22 protein-coding genes, 1 tRNA gene, 1 other RNA gene and 1 pseudogene are annotated in these 18,462 nt (G+C 71.8%); 19 read left to right on the forward strand and 6 right to left on the reverse strand.

The window, feature by feature from the left end; genetic code table 11:
- Positions 1-100: 100 nt before the first annotated feature.
- Together AB0B20_RS12525 and AB0B20_RS12530 are read right to left on the reverse strand one after the other, a co-directional pair.
- Positions 101-679 (reverse strand): Rv3235 family protein, encoded by a 579-nt coding sequence (locus AB0B20_RS12525; protein WP_357470296.1) that lies wholly within the window; start codon positions 677-679, stop codon positions 101-103.
- Between the two features lie 95 nt (positions 680-774).
- Complete coding sequence (locus tag AB0B20_RS12530) at positions 775-1,002, reverse strand: helix-turn-helix domain-containing protein (RefSeq protein ID WP_013474124.1); 228 nt, start codon at positions 1,000-1,002, stop codon at positions 775-777.
- 195 nt (positions 1,003-1,197) lie between these two features.
- Here AB0B20_RS12530 and AB0B20_RS12535 point away from each other — a divergent pair, with 195 nt between their 5' ends.
- The gene (locus AB0B20_RS12535) at positions 1,198-1,707 is read left to right on the forward strand and encodes a hypothetical protein (protein WP_357470299.1); all 510 of its coding nucleotides are present in this window, start codon (positions 1,198-1,200) and stop codon (positions 1,705-1,707) included.
- A 12-nt stretch (positions 1,708-1,719) separates the two neighbouring features.
- Here the strand turns inward: AB0B20_RS12535 and AB0B20_RS12540 are convergent, their stop codons facing one another.
- On the reverse strand, positions 1,720-2,721 hold the full coding sequence (locus AB0B20_RS12540) for a hypothetical protein (RefSeq protein WP_357470302.1): 1,002 nt from the start codon (positions 2,719-2,721) through the stop codon (positions 1,720-1,722).
- 375 nt (positions 2,722-3,096) lie between these two features.
- Here AB0B20_RS12540 and pruA point away from each other — a divergent pair, with 375 nt between their 5' ends.
- The 9 genes from pruA (at position 3,097) to AB0B20_RS12585 (ending at position 11,021) form a co-directional block, all read left to right on the forward strand.
- Positions 3,097-4,725, forward strand: coding sequence for an L-glutamate gamma-semialdehyde dehydrogenase (pruA, locus tag AB0B20_RS12545; RefSeq protein WP_357470305.1), 1,629 nt, complete (start codon positions 3,097-3,099; stop codon positions 4,723-4,725).
- Between the two features lie 134 nt (positions 4,726-4,859).
- Positions 4,860-5,375: a PadR family transcriptional regulator gene (locus AB0B20_RS12550; protein WP_354865139.1), complete on the forward strand. Its 516-nt coding sequence runs from the start codon at positions 4,860-4,862 to the stop codon at positions 5,373-5,375.
- A 103-nt stretch (positions 5,376-5,478) separates the two neighbouring features.
- Positions 5,479-6,600 carry a peptide chain release factor 2 gene (prfB, locus tag AB0B20_RS12555; protein WP_357387882.1) on the forward strand — a complete coding sequence of 374 codons (1,122 nt, stop codon included), beginning with the start codon at positions 5,479-5,481 and terminating at the stop codon, positions 6,598-6,600.
- A 118-nt stretch (positions 6,601-6,718) separates the two neighbouring features.
- Complete coding sequence (gene ftsE, locus AB0B20_RS12560; protein ID WP_013284225.1) at positions 6,719-7,399, forward strand: cell division ATP-binding protein FtsE; 681 nt, start codon at positions 6,719-6,721, stop codon at positions 7,397-7,399.
- Positions 7,400-7,463: 64 nt separating this feature from the next.
- Positions 7,464-8,339, forward strand: coding sequence for a permease-like cell division protein FtsX (gene ftsX, locus AB0B20_RS12565; RefSeq protein ID WP_357387880.1), 876 nt, complete (start codon positions 7,464-7,466; stop codon positions 8,337-8,339).
- Between the two features lie 133 nt (positions 8,340-8,472).
- The gene (smpB, locus tag AB0B20_RS12570; RefSeq protein WP_116511188.1) at positions 8,473-8,952 is read left to right on the forward strand and encodes an SsrA-binding protein SmpB; all 480 of its coding nucleotides are present in this window, start codon (positions 8,473-8,475) and stop codon (positions 8,950-8,952) included.
- Positions 8,953-9,055: 103 nt separating this feature from the next.
- Positions 9,056-9,431, forward strand: a transfer-messenger RNA (tmRNA) gene (ssrA, locus tag AB0B20_RS12575).
- Between the two features lie 178 nt (positions 9,432-9,609).
- Complete coding sequence (locus AB0B20_RS12580) at positions 9,610-10,038, forward strand: hypothetical protein (protein WP_357470308.1); 429 nt, start codon at positions 9,610-9,612, stop codon at positions 10,036-10,038.
- Positions 10,039-10,076: 38 nt separating this feature from the next.
- On the forward strand, positions 10,077-11,021 hold the full coding sequence (locus AB0B20_RS12585) for a hypothetical protein (RefSeq protein ID WP_357470311.1): 945 nt from the start codon (positions 10,077-10,079) through the stop codon (positions 11,019-11,021).
- Between the two features lie 3 nt (positions 11,022-11,024).
- Here AB0B20_RS12585 and mdlC read toward each other — a convergent pair whose 3' ends face one another.
- Positions 11,025-12,617, reverse strand: a complete 1,593-nt coding sequence (gene mdlC / locus AB0B20_RS12590; RefSeq protein ID WP_357470314.1) for a benzoylformate decarboxylase — start codon at positions 12,615-12,617, stop codon at positions 11,025-11,027.
- Positions 12,618-12,727: 110 nt separating this feature from the next.
- On the reverse strand, positions 12,728-13,528 hold the full coding sequence (locus tag AB0B20_RS12595) for an S-methyl-5'-thioadenosine phosphorylase (protein WP_357387871.1): 801 nt from the start codon (positions 13,526-13,528) through the stop codon (positions 12,728-12,730).
- A gap of 148 nt (positions 13,529-13,676) precedes the next feature.
- Between AB0B20_RS12595 and AB0B20_RS12600 the strand changes: the two genes are divergently transcribed.
- The 7 genes and pseudogenes from AB0B20_RS12600 to AB0B20_RS12630 all read left to right on the forward strand — a co-directional run bounded on the left by AB0B20_RS12600 (position 13,677) and on the right by AB0B20_RS12630 (position 16,611).
- Complete coding sequence (locus tag AB0B20_RS12600; protein ID WP_357470317.1) at positions 13,677-14,267, forward strand: YqgE/AlgH family protein; 591 nt, start codon at positions 13,677-13,679, stop codon at positions 14,265-14,267.
- An 89-nt stretch (positions 14,268-14,356) separates the two neighbouring features.
- Positions 14,357-14,429 (forward strand) — tRNA-Ala (locus AB0B20_RS12605).
- 140 nt (positions 14,430-14,569) lie between these two features.
- Entirely contained in the window at positions 14,570-15,025 is a 456-nt protein-coding gene (locus AB0B20_RS12610) for a DUF3592 domain-containing protein (protein WP_357470320.1), read from the forward strand.
- Positions 15,026-15,065: 40 nt separating this feature from the next.
- Positions 15,066-15,255, forward strand: a pseudogene (locus AB0B20_RS12615) (hypothetical protein); the annotation flags it as partial.
- A 126-nt stretch (positions 15,256-15,381) separates the two neighbouring features.
- Positions 15,382-15,636: a hypothetical protein gene (locus AB0B20_RS12620; protein WP_357470358.1), complete on the forward strand. Its 255-nt coding sequence runs from the start codon at positions 15,382-15,384 to the stop codon at positions 15,634-15,636.
- The gene (locus AB0B20_RS12625) at positions 15,618-16,034 is read left to right on the forward strand and encodes a type II toxin-antitoxin system VapC family toxin (RefSeq protein ID WP_357470362.1); all 417 of its coding nucleotides are present in this window, start codon (positions 15,618-15,620) and stop codon (positions 16,032-16,034) included. Before AB0B20_RS12620 ends, AB0B20_RS12625 begins: the two co-directional genes overlap by 19 nt.
- Before the next feature lie 97 nt (positions 16,035-16,131).
- On the forward strand, positions 16,132-16,611 hold the full coding sequence (locus tag AB0B20_RS12630) for a GNAT family N-acetyltransferase (RefSeq protein WP_357470322.1): 480 nt from the start codon (positions 16,132-16,134) through the stop codon (positions 16,609-16,611).
- A gap of 4 nt (positions 16,612-16,615) precedes the next feature.
- Here AB0B20_RS12630 and AB0B20_RS12635 read toward each other — a convergent pair whose 3' ends face one another.
- The gene (locus AB0B20_RS12635) at positions 16,616-17,104 is read right to left on the reverse strand and encodes an anthrone oxygenase family protein (protein ID WP_357387861.1); all 489 of its coding nucleotides are present in this window, start codon (positions 17,102-17,104) and stop codon (positions 16,616-16,618) included.
- A 70-nt stretch (positions 17,105-17,174) separates the two neighbouring features.
- Here AB0B20_RS12635 and AB0B20_RS12640 point away from each other — a divergent pair, with 70 nt between their 5' ends.
- Complete coding sequence (locus tag AB0B20_RS12640) at positions 17,175-18,119, forward strand: AraC family transcriptional regulator (RefSeq protein WP_357387859.1); 945 nt, start codon at positions 17,175-17,177, stop codon at positions 18,117-18,119.
- Positions 18,116-18,457, forward strand: a complete 342-nt coding sequence (locus AB0B20_RS12645; protein WP_357387857.1) for a VOC family protein — start codon at positions 18,116-18,118, stop codon at positions 18,455-18,457. The genes AB0B20_RS12640 and AB0B20_RS12645 overlap by 4 nt, the downstream gene beginning before the upstream one ends.
- Positions 18,458-18,462 lie beyond the last annotated feature (5 nt).

Consider the following 18,462-nt stretch of genomic DNA (forward strand, 5'->3'; position numbering starts at 1 on the left):
CCGGGAGCCGGGAGCCGGGAGCCGGTTGGCTACGCCCGCTCACAGGTCGACGCGGGTGGCCGCGGCGCGTCGAGTCAGGTCGGAGAGGCGACGGCCGGGCTCAAAGGACGTCCAGCACCTGGCACAGCCAGGTGCCTCGGCGGCGTTCCAGGCGTATCGCGACCGCCCAGCTCGCGCCGCCGGCCCCGGCGAACACGGCGGTGGCCTCGACCGCGCCCGCGCGGGGCTCGCAGACCCGCAGACGCCGCAGCAGCAACGCCGGTCGGGCGGTACGGCGGCGCACCGGCGTGACCCGGCGGGCCGCGCGGGTCAGCTCGACCGACACCGGACCGGCCGCCTCGGGCACGCAGAGCGGCCGGAGCTGGCCGGGCGGCCGGAAGCCGTTCACGATCTCCAGGAAGGTGCGCACGAACAGGTGCGCGGCCCGCGCTCCCTCGGGCGTGGCGGAGGCGAGGGCTGTTGCGGGCGTGCCGAACCAGCGTGGCCACGCTGCTGCCGGGTCGGGGGCGCGGCCGGGCGGGCGCGCGGTGGCACGGGGGCGCGGGCCGGCCAGGTCGAGTGTGAGCTGCCCGGCGGGACTCCAGATCGGTTCCTCGTCGGTGCAGGGCGGATCGAGCGGCGGGGCGGGCCGGAGACGGACCGGCGGGCGGGGTGCGCGGGGACGGCGGGTGTCGACCATCTCAAATCCTTGCGTTTGCCTTCGTTTGCCTCCGACAGGCTCTCATCTTCCCGGACTCGTGCGACCGCCGTCAATGGCGCACGGTTGGCGGGCGGTCACTCCTCGTCGCGCTCGCCGAGCGGGTTGCCGCGCACCCATTCGGCGGTCTCGGCGTACTTGCGCTCGATGTATTCCTCCAGCCGGGCGCGCTCGACCCGCCACTGGCCCCGGCCACCGATCTTGATCGCGGGCAGCTCGCCGCTGCGGACCATGTGGTAGACCTGCGAGTCCGAGACGTTCAGCTCGGCGGCGACGTCGGACAGCAGCAGGAACCTCGACTCCACGGTGACTCCCGGGGTTGGTTTCGTTTGCTTCAGTTTGCCATCACTGAGTGACACGGCCATGTGCCCGTTCGGGAGACACACCGGCGGGAGACTTCACCCGCGCGGGTGCCGGGTGTATGACGGTCTCGGCGTACGGCATGATCGGCGCCCGGAGCCGGCGTCCGCCGGCGATCGGCCTGAGTGTGGGAGTGACCGGTGACCGACGAGCTTGTCCGGGTGTACCTGCCGGCGACTGTCCCCATGCTCGCCCGGCTGCGCGACGAGGGGCTGAGCGCCGAGGCGGCGCACGCAGTGACCCCGGAGCTGCGCGAGTGGTACGCCGAGGGCGACGAGGAGGAACTGGAGTACGTGGCCTTCACCCGGGCCGCCCAGGACGCGCTGCTCCTGCTCCGGCTCGATCCCGCCGCGCCCCGGCGACGGGTGGTGGTCTCGGCCGACCTGCCCGCTCGGGCGGTCGGCCGGGTCGTCGGCGACCTGGGATCGAGCGTGGTCCGGCCGGCCGGGCCGGTGCCCGTGAAGTCGGTGGCCGCGCTGCACGTGGACGGCGCGGACGCGGTCGAGGACGTGGCGGCCGCCGTCGACGTGGTGGTGGAGGCCCAGGCCGGCGACCCGGACGCCCAGTTCACAGTCGACGGCGCCGAGGACCACGAACTGGAGTGGTACGACGTGACCGAGCTGGACCTGCTGCTGCGCGAAGCGGGCTGACGGCGCGGCGGTTCAGGCCGCCGGCTCGTCGTCGTCCACCGGACGCGGGCCGAGCGTGCGCCCGAAGATGATGAGCGCGGTCAGCGCGCCCACGAAGAGCACCCAGATGCCGTTGTCCACCCGCGAGGTGCCCAGCGCGGTCTGCGCCACCTCGTCGGCCTCGCTGAGCGCGGCGGCCAGGTCGAGCAGCCCGCGCCCGCCGATCCGGATGATCACCTCGGTGAGCAGCAGGAGCAGGCCCGCGCCGGCGCCGGCGATCAGGTACGCCGGCCAGCGCAGCGGTGACGCCGCGCCGTCGCGGCGCTCCGCCCGGCGCCGGGACCAGGTCAGATAGAGGTACGCGGCCAGCCCGGCGAGCAGCCCGGCGAGCAACGACTCGGTACGCGAGACCCACTTCGCGGCGTCCAGCACCGACTGCTGCGTCTCCCCGGCGCCGAACAGGTCGGAGAGCGGGTCGCGGGCACGGCTGAACAGCACCACGAAGATCTGCGCGGTGAGCGTCGCGACGGTGATCGCCCCCACCACCCGGGCCTGGCGCGCACCGGCCATCGCCCCGCCGATGATCGCGGCTGCCGCCGTGGTGCCGGCGATGGTGTTCGTGGTGGCGTTGTCCGCGTACGTCAGGTTGATCGCCACTGCGGCGACGAGCCCGACCAGGAGGCCGGCGCCGACGGCGGCCAGGAAGCGGAGCGTGGCGCGGCCCAGCCGGTTGGTCGCGAGCAGGGCCACCGTGGCGCCGGTGACCAGCGCGGCGGTGATGACGCCGGGCAGCGCGTACGCGGAGAGGCTGATCGCGGTGACGCCGGCAGCTGTCGAGTGGATCGCCTCCCGGGTGGACCAGAGCATGGCGGCCAGCCACCCGATCGAGACCAGGGCGAGCACGAGCGCGCCCGGGGCGAACTCCGGACGCCCGGCCGCGACGACCTCGTCCGTGCTCGCCTCGCCGCCCGACGGCTCGACGGCCTCGGGCTGATCCGTCTCGGCGGCCGTGGAGCTGCCGGGCTGGTTGCTCATCGTCTTCCCTTCGACGGTCGCCGGATCTCCCCGCGCCGGGCCGGGCAGGTCACCGGTCATCCAGCGTACGCGGCGTGCCGCCGCTCCTCGGGCGGGCCGGGCGCGGCAGGCGCCAGAACCGATCACGCCGAAGGATCAACGACGTGTCGTCCCGTACTCCGATGTTTCGTCGGTCGTGGGTGGGCGGCGGCCGAAGGTCCGGAGACAGCCGGCTTGTCCGGTGTGCCGGGGAGGCGCGGCCCGCGGGCGCGTCTCGTGACAGAATCGGGGGCAGGTCCCGCCGCCGTCTCACCCCGCGGTGTCCGGCGTCCGGCCGCCCGGCCGGGGCCCGCGGGTCCGGTTTCGCCGCCGTCGTCGAGATCGCCAGGAGCTGTGATGGACGCCGTGTTCTCCGTACCCGAGCCCCTCAACGAGCCGGTACACACCTACGAGCCCGGCAGCGCCGACCGGGAGCGGCTCCAGCGGAGGCTGGCCGAACTGGCCGCCGAGCGGATCGAGCTGCCGATGACTATCGCCGGTGAACGGCGGATGGCCGGCGGCGCGTCGATCGACGTGGTGCAGCCGCACAAGCACGCGCACGTCCTCGGCGTCACCGGGCACGCCACCCACGACGACGCCCGCGCCGCGGTCCGGGCCGCGAAGGACGCCGCGCCGATGTGGCGCGCGCTGCCGTTCGAGGAGCGGGCCGCGGTCTTCCTGCGCGCCGCCGACCTGCTGGCCGGCCCCTGGCGGGACACGCTCAACGCGGCCACCATGCTCGGCCAGTCCAAGACGGCCGTCCAGGCCGAGATCGACTCGGCCTGCGAGCTGATCGACTTCCTCCGGTTCAACGTGCACTTCGCCCGGCGGCTCCTGGCCGAGCAGCCGCTGTCCTCGCCCGGGGTCTGGAACCGCCTCGACCACCGGCCGCTGGAGGGCTTCGTCTACGCGATCACCCCGTTCAACTTCACCGCGATCGCCGGCAACCTGCCGGCCGCGCCGGCCATGCTCGGCAACACGGTGGTCTGGAAGCCGTCCCCGACGCAGCAGTTCGCGGCGCACTTCACCATGCGCCTGTTCGAGGCCGCCGGCCTGCCGCCCGGTGTGATCAACATGGTCACCGGGCGCGGCGAGGAGGTCTCCGAGGTGGTGCTCGCCGACCCGGACCTCGCCGGCATCCACTTCACCGGCTCGACGAAGGTGTTCCAGCACCTGTGGAAGACCGTCGGCGACAACATCGCCCGCTACCGGGGCTACCCCCGGCTGGTCGGCGAGACCGGCGGCAAGGACTTCGTGGTCGCGCACACCAGCGCCGACGTGGACGCGCTGCACACCGCGCTGATCCGGGGCGCCTACGAATACCAGGGCCAGAAGTGCTCGGCCGCCTCCCGGGCGTACGTCCCGCGGTCGCTCTGGGAGGGCGGGCTGCGCGACCGGCTCGCCGCCACCGCCGACTCGCTGACCTACGGCGACGTGACCGACTTCAGCAACTTCGGCGGCGCGGTGATCGACGACAAGGCGTTCGGCCGGCACACCGCCGCGCTGGAGCTGATCAAGGGCGACGACTCCTGCCGGATCCTGGCCGGCGGCACCGCCGACGACTCGGTCGGCTACTTCGTCCGTCCGACGCTGTTCGAGTGCTCCGACGCCGCGCACGAGACGTTCACCACCGAGTACTTCGGGCCGATCCTCGGCGTGCACGTCTTCGACGACGCCCGCTTCGACGAGGTGGTCGCCCAGGCCGAGTCGATCGCGCCGTACGCGCTGACCGGGTCGATCTTCGCGACCGACCGCCGGGTAATCGACCAGGTGGCGGAGAAGATGCGGTACGCGGCGGGCAACTTCTACATCAACGACAAGCCGACCGGCGCGGTCGTCGGGCAGCAGCCGTTCGGCGGCGCCCGGGCCAGCGGCACCAACGACAAGGCGGGTTCCTGGCACAACCTGGTCCGCTGGATGTCGCCCCGGACGATCAAGGAGACGTTCGTCCCGGCGACCGATCACGTCTACCCGCACATGGGCTGAGGCGCTCGAAGAGGGCCCGTCCCGGCCGGGGCGGGCCCTCTTCCTCATCCGACAGTGCACATCGGACCCGTCATCGGGTGCCGAAATGAGCAAATCCTGGACGCCGGAGCCGACAAAGTGGCAGCTTAGAGGGCATGGCGGAATCCGGAGTCAACCCGACGGCAGCAGCTCTGCTCGGTCTGCTGCACGACGGCCCGATGACTGGCGGCCAGTTGATGGCCGCCGCTGAGCGCCGTCTGGCGCCGTACTGGTCGATGACCCGCAGCCAGGTCTACCGGGAGCTGCCGGTCCTGGCCGAGAAGGGTCTGGTGCGGCTCGGCAAGCCCGGGCCGCGGATGAGCCAGCCATACGCGCTGACGGCGGCCGGAAAACGGACATTCTCCCGCTGGCTCGCGGAGAATCCCGGCAAGGACACGATCCGTAACCCGATAGCGCTACGGATCGCGTTCGGCGGCCTGCACTCGGCGAGCCAGCTCAAGAACCTGTACGCCACGGCGAACGAGTACCACACCGAGGCGCTGGCGGCGGTGCGGGAGCAGGTCAAGAACGCCAAGAAGGAAGGCGACAGCTACGACGCCAGCGCGCTGGAGTTCGCCGTCGCCTACCACAAGGCGGCGCTGTCCTGGCTGAAGACCGCCCCGGTCGGCTGACCACCTGGGGGCGCACTCGCTGGAGTGGGCAGCGCAGACTTTTCGCGCGTGACTGCGGGGCTCGCAGGCTCACTCCTCGCACGCGCCGGTAGTCTTGTCTGTCGTGACCGCTGCCGATTACGCCGAACAGCTCAAGGATCTCGACGCCACGCTGCGCAACATCGAGGCCGTGCTCGACCTCGACAAGCTGCGCGAGCAGAAGGCCCGGCTGGAGCAGGAGGCCTCCGCGCCCGACCTCTGGGACGACCAGGCCAAGGCGCAGCAGGTGACGTCGCAGCTGTCGTACGTCAACGGCGAGATCACCAAGCTGGGTGACCTGCGCTCCCGGCTCGACGACGCCGGCGTGCTGCTGGAGCTGGCCCAGGCCGAGGACGACCCGGGTGTGCTGACCGAGGTCGAGTCGGAGATCACCGGGCTGACCAAGGCCATCCAGGAGATGGAGGTCCGCACGCTGCTCTCCGGCGAGTACGACTCGCGGGAGGCGCTCGTCGCGATCCGGGCCGGCGCCGGTGGCGTGGACGCCGCCGACTTCGCCGAGATGCTGCTGCGGATGTACCTGCGCTGGGCCGAGCGGCACGGCTACCCGACCGAGGTCTACGAGACCTCGTACGCCGAGGAGGCGGGCCTCAAGTCGGCCACGTTCACGGTGAAGGTGCCCTACGCCTACGGCACGCTGAGCGTGGAGTCCGGCACGCACCGGCTGGTGCGGATCAGCCCGTTCGACAACCAGGGCCGCCGGCAGACCAGCTTCGCCGGGGTCGAGGTGCTGCCGGTCACCGAGCAGACCGACCACATCGACATCCCGGAGAACGAGGTCCGGGTGGACGTCTACCGGTCGTCCGGGCCGGGTGGGCAGAGCGTCAACACCACCGACTCGGCGGTGCGGCTGACCCACATCCCCACCGGCATCGTGGTGACCTGCCAGAACGAGAAGTCCCAGCTGCAGAACAAGGCCTCCGCGATGCGGGTGCTCCAGTCCCGCCTGCTGGAGCGCAAGCGGCAGGAGGAGGAGGAGAAGCTGGCCGGCCTGAAGACCGGCAGCACCAGCTCCTGGGGCGACCAGATGCGCTCGTACGTCCTGCACCCGTATCAGATGGTGAAGGATCTGCGTACCGAACAGGAGACGGGCAATCCGTCCTCGGTCTTCGACGGTGACCTGGACAGCTTCATCGAGGCGGGAATCCGCTGGCGGAAGCAGCAGCAGCTCACCGCTGACGGTGCGTGATCACGTTTGGACGCAGCGCGTCATCGATCTCGTGTTGACCGGGTAAATCGATGACGCGCACCGCTTCGGCGGGGCGTGGGGCTTGGCTCTGCGGTTACACCGCGTAGACTACCGACCCGTGATTCAGCTTGAGCAAGTGACGAAGACGTACCCGAAGGCGTCCCGGCCTTCGCTCGACAACGTGTCCGTCTCGATCGAGAAGGGCGAGTTCGTCTTCTTCATCGGTCCATCCGGCTCCGGCAAGTCCACCATCATCAAGTTGCTGCTGCACGAGGTCACGCCCAACAAGGGCCGGGTCGTCGTCAACGGCAAGGACGTCACCTCGATGCGTTCCTGGAAGCGACCCCACTTCCGGCGTTCCATCGGCTGCGTCTTCCAGGACTTCCGGTTGCTGCCGAACCGCACCGCGTACGAGAACGTGGCGTTCGCGCTGGAGGTGATCGGTAAGACGAAGGCGGTCGCCCGCCGGGTCGTGCCGGAGGTGCTGGAGCTGGTCGGTCTCGGCGGCAAGGAGCACCGCTACCCGCACGAGCTCTCCGGTGGTGAGCAGCAGCGTGTCGCGGTGGCCCGGGCGTTCGTCAACCGGCCGCTGATCCTGCTGGCCGACGAGCCGACCGGAAACCTGGACCCGGACACCTCGATCGAGATCATGCGCCTGCTGGACCGGATCAACCGCACCGGTACGACCGTCGTGATGGTCACGCACGACTCCAACATCGTGAACCAGATGCGGCGCCGGGTCATCGAGATCGAGAGCGGCCGCATCGTGCGCGACCAGGCCCGCGGCGTCTACGGCTGAGCCGGACGACGTTCCGTAGACCCTGACGACGAAACCTCACGCCGGAGAGCCGGAGGATATCCCGATGCGGATGAAGTACGTCCTGTCCGAAGTACTGGTCGGGCTGTGGCGCAACGTCACGATGACCATCGCCATGATCATCACAATGGCGGTGTCGCTGTTCATGCTGGGCGGCAGCGGCCTTCTCTACCAGAAGGTCGGCGACATGAAGGACCTCTACTACGAGAACGTCGAGGTCTCGATCTTCCTGAAGACCGATGCCACCAAGGAACAGGTCGACGCGCTGGGCCAGCAGCTCGGCCAGGACCCGCTGGTCAAGGACTCGACGTACGTCAACAAGGAGCAGGCGTACGAGCGCTTCCAGCAGATGTACGCCGACGCCCCGGACCTGGTCAGCGCCGTCAAGCCGGACCAGCTTCCCGAGTCGTACCGGGTCAAGCTGAACGATCCGGAGCAGTACAAGGAGATCTACGACAAGTACAAGGCCACCGAGGGCATCGACACGATCGTCGACCAGAGCAAGCTGCTCGACAAGGTCTTCGGCGTGCTGAGCGGCTTCCAGAACGGAGCGCTCGCGATCGCCACGGTGATGGCCATCGCCGCCCTGCTGCTCGTCGCGAACACCATCCAGGTCGCCGCGTACAGCAAGCGGCGTGAGGTGGCGGTCATGAAGCTGGTCGGCGCGTCGAACTGGTTCATCCAGGCGCCGTTCGTGCTGGAGGCGGTGGTGGCCGGCCTGTTCGGCTCCATCCTCGGCCTGCTCGCGTTGATCGGGGTGAAGGTGGTGGCGGCCGGCAGCTCGATGGCCGCCCTGGAGGGCCTGATCACCCCGATCTCCTGGTCCGAGATCTTCCTGACCTTCCCGCTGATGGCCGCCGTCGGTGGCGTGGTCAGCGCGGTCACCGCCTGGGTCACGCTCCGCTTCTACCTGCGGGTCTAGTCACCTCCTGCGGCTCGACGAGGGCCCTTCCGCGCCGGAATAAACCGCGCGGGAGGGCCCTTGTGGTTCCGGTAGCATGATCTCCGCTCGCCGGCCGGTGGCCGGTGAGCCGATCGGGAAGGGGGTGGCGCCGATGCCACGGGAAAAGGGTCGCAAGGTGGTCGCCTCCAACAAGAAGGCACGCCACGACTACGCCATCCTCGACACGTACGAGGCGGGCATGGCGCTCACCGGCACCGAGGTGAAGTCGCTGCGGGCGGGGCGGGCGTCGCTCGTGGACGCGTTCGCCCAGGAGCGCGACGGCGAGATCTACCTGCACGCCATGCACATCCCGGAGTACGCCCAGGGCACCTGGACCAACCACGAGCCCCGGCGCACCCGCAAGCTGCTGCTCAACCGGCTGGAGATCGACCGGCTGCTGGGCAAGCTCAAGGAGAGCGGCCTGACGCTGGTGCCGTTGCAGGTCTACTTCTCCGACGGCTGGGCCAAGGTGGAGATCGGCCTGGCCCGGGGTAAGAAGTCGTACGACAAGCGCCAGGACCTGGCCAAGCGGGACGCCGCCAAGGAGATCGCCCGGGCGGTGGGCCGGCGCGGCAAGGGCATGGCTGAGTGATACGTCCGGTTCGTCCGGCTGTCCGCGTCCGGTGGGCCTCGGGATGAATCCGGTTGCGCCAGGCGTTACGCTTGGTGTGCTGCCGACAGGGGCAGCGCTTCGAGGGGGTGACTGGTTTCGACTTCGTACGCAGCGACAGGGGAAGCGAGCCGAGGAAGCCGACGTCGTCTCGAGAATCGGTCGTCGGAAACCAATAAGCGCCAAGAACAATCGCGCTGACTTCGCTCTCGCCGCCTGAGGCGAGTAGCAAGTCTGTCGGCCTGGGAGCGCCTTCGACCCAGTTAGCCGGCATCAGCTAGAAGGCTGGCCAATCGGACCCGGTCGCGGGGTCCGTGCGGCGAGATCAATCAGCGACTGGGCCCGTCACACCAACTTGCTCGCGTGAGCGGTGGGGCCGAGTAGAGGCATAGCGAGCTGCGCTCGGAGAAGCCCTGACAAACCGGCGAAGGACCCGGGTTCGATTCCCGGCACCTCCACTACACGGCCTGTGCGCCCCGGTCCACGAGGACCGGGGCGCACAGCCGTCTGAGGCGCGAGATGCGTTCGGGGCAGGTGAGGCCCGAGGGGCAGATGAGGCGGCCCCGACCGCTGGACAGCGCCGGTGACCGGGTTCACCATCGCCATACGGGTTCGCAACCCAGCAGCGGGAGGTGTCCCATGGTCACCAGTCCGATCCAGCAGCCGACCGTAGTGCTCCCGAGCGCCTCCGGCGACCTGCGCGCCCTCGGGCGGGCGCTGGCCACCGCCGGGCCGCGCTGGCGGGAGAGACTGCTCGCCGACCTCGACCCCGTCCGGCGGGGCTTCACCGAACACGTCCGCGTCACCGAGGAACCGGGCGGCCACTACGCCGACCTGGTGCGCGCCGCGCCGCGACTGGACCGGGGCGTACGCCTGCTGGTCGCCGAGCACGCCGCGATCAGCGGGGCGCTCGCCGCGCTCCAGCACGCCGTACGCCTGCCGGGGGTGTCCGCGGCGGAGGTGCGGGCGCGCACCCGCGACCTGCTGCGCGCGCTGGACCGGCACCGGCGGCACGGTGCCGACCTGCTCTGGGAGGCGTACCAGGCCGACCTCGGCGGCGAGGACTGAGCCGGGAACCGGCCGGGGCGGCCACGCGTCCAAGCGGTATGCGCCGCGTGCTCGCCCTGCTCGGGATCCCGTTGCTGGCCCTCTCCGCCTGCGCCTCGCCCGGCGCCGATCCGGGAGTGGCCCCGCCGGCCGGCCCGGACCAGCGGACCGCGTTCACCGAGCGGGCGCAGGAGGTCGCAGCGGGCTGGCGGCCCGTGCCGGGCTGGCGCGACGGGTACGTGCCGCTCCAGGAAGCCACAGTGCTCACCGGCGACCCGGGCTTCACCGACGAGACGAAGACGGCGTTCGGGGCCGGCTGGTACCGGGACCAGATCCCGATCCCGGCCGCCGTGCCGAAGGACGGCACGATCCGGTTCCCCGACGGCACGCTGCGGGTGCCGCTGGTGAGCGCCGCCGACGCGTACGCCCAGCTCCGCCAGGGCGACCCGCCGCCCTGCGACGGGCGCCCGGCCGCACCGGACCCGGCACCGACCGGGCGGCCCGGCCCGAACGACCCGGTGTCGACCTCGGCGCCGGGCGCGTGCGTGGCGCTCACCGTGACCGGGGTACGGCTGGGCAGCGCGCCGGTGTTGACCAGCCGTGGCCGCGCCGAGGTGCCCGCCTGGCTGTTCACAGTGGACGAGCTGGCCGTACCCGTGGCGCGGATCGCCGTGGCGCCGCGCGTGACCGGCCGGGCCCCCGGCGGCGCGGTGCCCACCCGGCCGCTGCCGGCGGGCCTGGTGTCCGCGCAGGAGCTGCGGGCGGTCGAGGGCAACCGGATCGACTACGTGCTCGGCGTCGGCGCCTGCGACGGGCCGCCCACCCCGCTGGTGCTGGAACGGCCGGACGTGGTGGTGATCGGCGGCGCCGTGATCGCCTCCACCGGCGTCTGCACCGCGCAGCTCGTGCTGAAGCCGGTCAGCGTCACGCTCGACGCGCCGCTCGGCAGCCGGGCCGTGCTGGACGCCGGCAGCGGCGCCCCGTTGACCGTCCGGCCCGGCTGAGGCTCACAGGATCCGTGGCACGTCGGTGCTGATCGCCACCGGCAGCACCGTCGGCCGGTCCGCGGCCAGCGCTGTGGCGAGCGCCGCACCGAGCCCGTCCAGGGTGGTCGCCTCACCGGCGCAGCCGTAGCCGTGCGCCACCGCCGTCACGTCGAGCCCGGGCAGGTCCAGCGCCGGCACGCCCGGAGTGTGCTTCAGCTCGGCGAACGCCTTGAGGATCGCGTACTGCCGGTTCACCGGGACCACGACGGCGAGCGGCAGGCGCAGCCGCGCCGCCGTCCACAGCGCCTGCACCGAGTAGTGGAACGAGCCGTCGCCGACCACCGCGACCACCGGGCGGCCACGCCCGGTGTCGCGTTCGGCAAGGGCCATCCCGACCGCAGCCGGCAGCCCGAACCCGAGACCGCCGCTGGCCATCGTCAGGTACGAGCGCGGCCGGTCGATCGGCAGCCGGCGGCGCAGCGCGGCCAGGTTCGACGGCGACTCCTGCACCAGCACCCCGTCCGCCGGCCACGCGTCAGCCAGCGCGGCGAACAGCGCGTCGGCGCTCGGCGGGTCGGCCGGCTCGGGCGGGGCCGGCCGCGGTCGCGGTGACGGCGCCGCCCGGCCGGTCGCCGGCAGAAGCTCGCACAGCGCGGCCATGGTCAGCCCGGCGTCGCCGAGCAGGCTCTCGCCGACCGGCGCGCGGGCCGCCTCGTCCGGGTCGTCGGTGACGTGCAGCAGCCGCGTGTCGCCGGGCAGGTAGTCGCCCGGCACGTGCGGGTAGTAGCGGAACACCGGGGCACCCACCACGAGCACCACGTCGTGGCCGCGCAGCGCCTCCGACAGCGGTCCGATCGCGTACGGCAGCACGCCCCGGAAGTGCGGATGCCGCTCGGGGAACACGGCCCGCTCCGGCGCCGGGGCGGCCCAGACCGGGGCGGCCAGGTGCTCGGCCAGCGCGACCGCCTCGGGCCAGGCGTCCGACCGGTCCACCGCCGCGCCGAGCACCAGCGCCGGGGCGCGGGCGGCGGCCAGCACGTCGGCGAAGCCCCGCAGCCGGTCCGGGTCCGGCGCGATCCGGGTGGCGACGGTGCGCACCTGCGGCGGCGGGTCGGCCGGGCGGTCCCAGTCGTCCATCGGCAGGGAGAGGAACACCGGCCCGGCCGGTGGCTGGACCGCCGAGGCGTACGCCCGCATGAAGGCCGCCGGGATGTCCTGCGCGCGGGTGGGCTCGTGCGCCCACTTGACGTACGGCTGGGCCAGCTCGACCGCCCGCGGACTGGCCAGGCGCGGTTCGATCAGCAGCATCTCGCGGGTCTGCTGCCCGGCGCTGACGATCAGCGGGGTCCGGTTGTGCCAGGCGGTGACCAGGTTGCCCATGCCGTTGCCGGTGCCCGGCGCGGTGTGCAGGTTGACGTGCGCGGGCCGGCCGGTGCCCTGGGCGTAGCCGTCGGCCATGGCGACCGCCGACGCCTCCTGGAGCGCGTGCACGTAGTGGAAGTCGTCCGGGAAGTCGGCGAGGAACGGCTCCTCGGTCGAGCCGGGGTTGCCGAAGACGGTGGTCAGGCCGAGCGCGCGCAGCAGGTCGTACGTCGCCTCCCGCACCGTCGCCATGGCCGGCCGCCTCCGTCCTCACACGCGGATGCCGGATCCGGTCCGGTGCCCAGTCTCCCGACCAGCCGAATCTATCGGGCTTAAGCCGACTTTTCGGGCGCTTCCCGCGCTCAGGGCAGCGGGAACGGCAGCGTGATCCCGTCCAGCGCGCTCCCGCACCGGCAGTCCCGCTCGGCAGGCAGCGCCGCCACGGCGTCCAGCAGCAGCCCACGCAGCCGGTCGGTGTTCTCCGCGAAGACCCGGAACACCTCCTCGTGGGTGACCGACTCGCCCGCCTCGACGCCCGCGTCCAGGTCCGTCACCAGCGCGATCGACGTGTAGCAGAGCGCCAGCTCACGGGCGAGCACCGCCTCCGGGTGGCCGGTCATGTTGACGATCGTGCCGCCCATCGAGGCGAACCAGCGCGACTCCGCCCGCGTCGAGAAGCGCGGACCCTCGACCACCACGACGGTCCCGCCGTCCACCGCCGGCACGCCCCGCCCGGCCGCCGTGTCCAGCAGCGTGCGCCGCCCGGCCGGGCAGTACGGATCGGCGAACGACACGTGCACCGCGCCCCTGTCGTAGTAGGTCTGCGTGCGCCCGCTGGTGCGGTCGATCAACTGATCCGGCACCACGAACGTCCCCGGGCCCAGCTCCGGCCGCAGGCCGCCCACCGCGCACGGCGCCAGCACCTGGCGTACGCCCAGCGACCGCAGCGCCCACAGGTTCGCCCGGTACGGGATCAGGTGCGGCGGGTACCTGTGGTCGCGCCCGTGCCGGGGCAGGAACGCCACCCGGCGACCGCCCACCTCGGCGACCGTGATCGGGCCCGACGGTGCGCCGTACGGGGTGTCCACCACGTGCTCCACCCCGTCGAGCAGGGCGTAGAGCCCCGACCCGCCGATCACCGCCAGTTCGGCCTGCGCCGCCATTCGGCCCTCCCTCGATCCGTCGTGATCGCCCGCCGTCAGACCTTAACCAGCGGGCCGGGTGCAGGCTATGGTGCGTGACATGGCGTTGACAGGGTGGACGGTCGACGGCCTCGGGCCCGTACGGGCACGCGGCTGACGGGTGTCGGACATGCAGGGTGAGGGGCAGGCGATCGGTGGCCGGGCCATGGAGTCGATGACCGGACGGCTGCTGGTCGCGACACCGGGGCTCAAGGACCCGAACTTCGACCGTACGGTCGTGCTGCTCGTCGCCCACGAACCCGGCGGCGCCCTCGGGGTGGTGCTGAACCGCGCCACCGAGGTCTCGGTGGCCGACGTGCTCGGCGACTGGAGCGACCTGGCCGGCGACCCGGCGGTGCTGTTCGAGGGCGGCCCGGTGCAGCCCGACTCGGCCATCTGCCTGGCCCGCATGCGGCACCCGGTCCGCCCGGTCAAGGGCTTCCACCGCGTCTCCGGCGCGGTCGGCACCATCGACCTCTCGGTCGACCCGGAGAAGCTGCGCGAGGCCATCGGCGGCATCCGGGTGTTCGCCGGCTACTCCGGCTGGGGCGCCGGTCAGGTGGAGCGCGAGATCGAGGAGGGCTCCTGGTTCGTGTTCGACGCGCTGCCCGGCGACGCCTTCGTCGACCGGCCGGATGATCTCTGGCCGATGGTGCTGCGCCGGCAGGGCGGCATGATGGCGGCGGTGGCCCACTTCCCGCCGGACGTGGCACTGAACTGAGCCGGGTGCGGGGCACCCCCGCGAGATGACCATGCCGGGCGGCGTGTGTATAGTTCTCTCCGTGCCCGGGCGACCGGGGACGACCGCAAGGGGCCGTGGCGCAGCTGGTAGCGCACCACACTGGCAGTGTGGGGGTCAGGGGTTCGAGTCCCCTCGGCTCCACCTTGTGCTTGTGCAGGTCAAGCGGCATTTCTCGTCGAGAAATGCCGCTTTTTGACCTTCTGGTTACAGTTGTGCGCCGTACTCCCACTCGGGCGACAAGATCGGCAACCAGGTCCGGACCCCAGGCGCGAGGAGGGCCGGTGGAGAGCCCGTTCGGCTGGCGAGAGTTGAAGCTGGTCGTCGTGGTCATCCTGGGCACCCTTCTGGTCGGCGGGGGGATGCTGCTCACCGTTCGGCTGAACGAGGCGATCGACGAGCGGGTTCGCGTCGGCGCCGAGACGACAGGCCAAGTGGTCCACGTCGAACGGTTCAAGATCAGCCGATCGTTCGCCGCCACGAGGTTGACTGTGGACTACACGTTCGAGGGCGTGCGGTACCGGGAGCGGTTCTCCAGCGAACTCGACGAGAGTGGGTTCCGCGTCGGGGAGTTGCTCGACGTACGCGTCGACAGGACGGATCTGACCCGGGCTGCCACGCCCGACGGGTACGCGACGGAGGATCTGCTTCTGCAGGCGCCGACCGTCCTGGAAGTCTTCGGTGCCCTCATGATCGTGATCTCGCTCGCGCTGATCAGAACGGGCCCTCGGCGCGATTAGGTGGGCCGGCGGGCCCAGGTCCGCGCGGAGTTGCCGACTCATGGATGGTCAAAGGGTGGTAGGCCGCGTGCGCCTCTGCGTCCTCCGACGGATCTCGCCAATCACTCAACGAGCCCTGAACCACCTCGCCGAGCGCACGGGGCCAGCGCCGATCCCCGGTGCGCAACGGCGACACCCGCACTCGTCTCGCCGCCGAATTCGAGATCGGTGTCACCACCGCTTGGCGCTACGGCAAGACGCGATCGTGGCGCCCTCTGGGATATGTGCGGTCGATCGGCCACCCGTCACGCGAACCGGTTGATCGAGGGTTCGAGTCTTTCCTGGCGAGTGAGCGATACTGCATGCATAATGAATGCATGGTTGCTCTGCAGATTCGGGACGTACCGGAGGAAGTGCGAGACGCCTTGGCCGCCCAAGCCAAGGCGCGCGGGCAGTCACTCCAGGCGTACCTACTGGAGTTGGTGGAGGTGCAGGCTCGACGGCTGCGGAACACGGCAGCCCTTGACCGCTTCGCCGGCCGATCGGACGGTGCTCGCTCACTGCCGGGGGAGAGTGCCGCCGAGTTGAGTGAGCAGCGGGAACAGCGCGGACCCTGGGGAAGCGCTGCGTGATCGTCGTGGATGCGTCGGTTCTGGCCGACGCCCTCGTTGACGACGGGCCGGTCGGCGACGTGGCGCGGGCGGAACTCTCCAGAGATCCACACTGGGCCGCGCCGGGCCATCTGTTGGTCGAGGTCATGTCCGTGATCAGAGGCAAGGTCCTGGGTGGGAAGCTTGGCCCTGCCCGGGCGCAGGAGGCGGTCGACACCCTGCCCTCGTTGGTCATCGATGAGGTAGGCGTCGCAGCGCTGTTGGACCGGATGTGGCAGTTGCGGGGCAACGTGTCGGCGTACGACGCGGCCTACGTCGCCGCGGCGGAGCTGCTGGCCTGCCCCCTGGTCACCGGTGACGGACGGCTCGCGAAGGCCGGCGGCGTGCGCTGCGAGGTCCGACTGCTCGCGGCGTCCTGACGGCAGCAGTCTCGGCCCGAAAGTCGGATCATCAGGCGGTGCCTCCGGGGGATGATCATGAGCGTCCACCCGTGATTCGACCGTGAGGGAGAGCACCGTGAACGACGCCATCCGCATCCGCCAGGCCGGCCCGGACGACGCGGCTGCGGTGGACGCCCTGGTCCGGGAGATCGCGGCCCACGAGGGGGAGAGCGAGCACGTCGGCGCGACCCCCGATCGATGGCGCGAGGTGCTCGGCCGCGCCGACGTGACGGTCCTGCTGGCCGAGCGGAACCGTGAGACGCTCGGCTACGTCTCCGCGCAGCGGCGCCTGCACATGTGGAGCGGTGAGGACATCGTCGCGCTCGACGACCTGTTCGTCCGTGCCGAGGCCCGGGACGGTGGTGTGGGCCGACGGCTGATGACCGCGCTGGCCGAGCGGGCCGCCGTCGACCGGCTCGTCATCCGGTGGGAGGTGAAGCCGGAGAACGAGGCGGCGCAGCGGTTCTACCGCCGGCTCGGCGGCATGCTCTTCCCGAAGGTGGTCGTCCGCTGGCTGCCCGAGAGCTACCTGCCGCTGATCGAAGACCCGCGGTAGCAGTTCAACCGGCCGCCGGGCCCGCAAGCGCCAGCGCCCAGCACAGCGCGCCGAACCCGGCCGTGCTCGCCAGCGTCCGGACCACGTTCCAGGTGACCCAGGCGGACTCGAAGCGCTCCCGCGCCACACCGGGATCCGCCGCCCCGGCCGCCGCGAGCGCGTCGTTGAGCGGCACGTTCACCGCCACGGTGACGGCGAACATCACCAGGTAGAGCGCCAGCCCGGCGACGATCCACGGCAGCGCCGGCCGGGCCGCACCCCGCCACGCCAGCACCGCCGCGAGCGCGGCCAGCACCGGCGTGCCCAGGAAGGCAAGCAGGAACCAGCCGTTGACGATGGTGACGTTGACGCGCTGCATGGCGTCCACGAACGTGCGGTCGTCCGCGCCGCGCAGCGCCGGCATCACGGCGTACGCGAACGCGGCGAACAGGCCCGCCATCAGCCCGGCCCCCACTGTGGCACCGACCAGCGTCAGTTGTTGTACGAGTCGCATGTCCTCATCGAACCGCCGCGCGGTGAGACGGCCCATGGTCAGGACGCGCGACCCTGTGTTCAATCGTCTCGTGGACGCCGTCTCCGGCCTGCTCGACGGTCCCCGGGCGCGGGGCGCCTTCCTGCTGCGCTCGATCCTCACCCCGCCCTGGTCGATGCTGATCCGGGACGAGGCACCGCTCACGCTGGTCGCCGTGGTGCGCGGGGACGCCTGGATCGTGCCCGAGGAGGGGGAGGCCGCGCGGCTCGGCGACGGTGACGTGGCGATCGTGCGCGGGGCGTCCCCGTACACGGTGGCGGACGACCCGGCGACGGTGCCGCAGGTGGTCGTGCACCCGGGGCAGCGCTGCACCACACCGGACGGGCGCGAGCTGTTCGCGATGACGCGCTGGGGCGTACGCACCTGGGGCAACGGGCCGGACGGCCGGACCGTGCTGCTCACCGGCACGTACCCGGTGCGGGGCACTGTCGGGCGGCGGCTGCTGGACGCGCTGCCGCAGCTCGCGGTGGTCCGGCGCGAGTCCTGGGACACGCCCCTGGTGCCGCTGCTGGCCGCCGAGATCGTCAAGGACGACCCCGGCCAGGAGGCGGTCCTCGACCGCCTGCTCGACCTGCTGCTCATCGCCGCGCTGCGGGAGTGGTTCGCCCGGCCCGGCGCCGCCGCGCCCGCCTGGTACCGGGCGTACGCCGATCCGGTGGTCGGCCGCGCGCTGCGGATGCTGCACCACGAGCCGGCCCGGCCGTGGACGGTGGCGTCGCTCGCCGCCGAGGTGGGGATGTCCCGGGCGGCGCTGGCCCGGCGCTTCACCGCGCTGGTCGGCGAGCCGCCCATGTCGTACCTGACAGGCTGGCGGCTGGCGCTCGCGGCCGACCTGCTCCGCGAGCCCGGCGCCACAGTCGGCGCGGTGGCCCGCCGGGTCGGCTACGGCAGCTCGTTCGCCCTGAGTACGGCGTTCAAGCGCCGGTACGGCGTGAGCCCGCGCCGGCACGTCGCCCCGGCTAGATTGGCCGGATGACTGTCGACCTGTTCGCCGGCGTCCCGATCAGTGATCTCGCCATGTCGACGGCCTGGTACGAGCGACTGCTTGGCGACCCGCCGCAGTTCCTGCCCAACGACCACGAGGCGGTGTGGGAGCTGGCGGAGCACCGCTACCTCTACATTGAGGTGCGGCCCGGCCACGCCGGTCACGCCATGCAGACGATCTTCGTCGAAGACTTCGACTCCCGTGTCGCGGCGATCGCCGCCCGCGGGCTGGAGCCGGCCGCGCGGGAGACCTACGACAACGGCGTCCGCAAGGTGATCTTCCACGACCCGGACGGCAACGAGATCGGCTTCGGCGGCGCCCCGGCCTGACCGGG

This window comes from Micromonospora sp. NPDC049151 (assembly GCF_040648395.1).
Taxonomy (GTDB): domain Bacteria; phylum Actinomycetota; class Actinomycetes; order Mycobacteriales; family Micromonosporaceae; genus Micromonospora.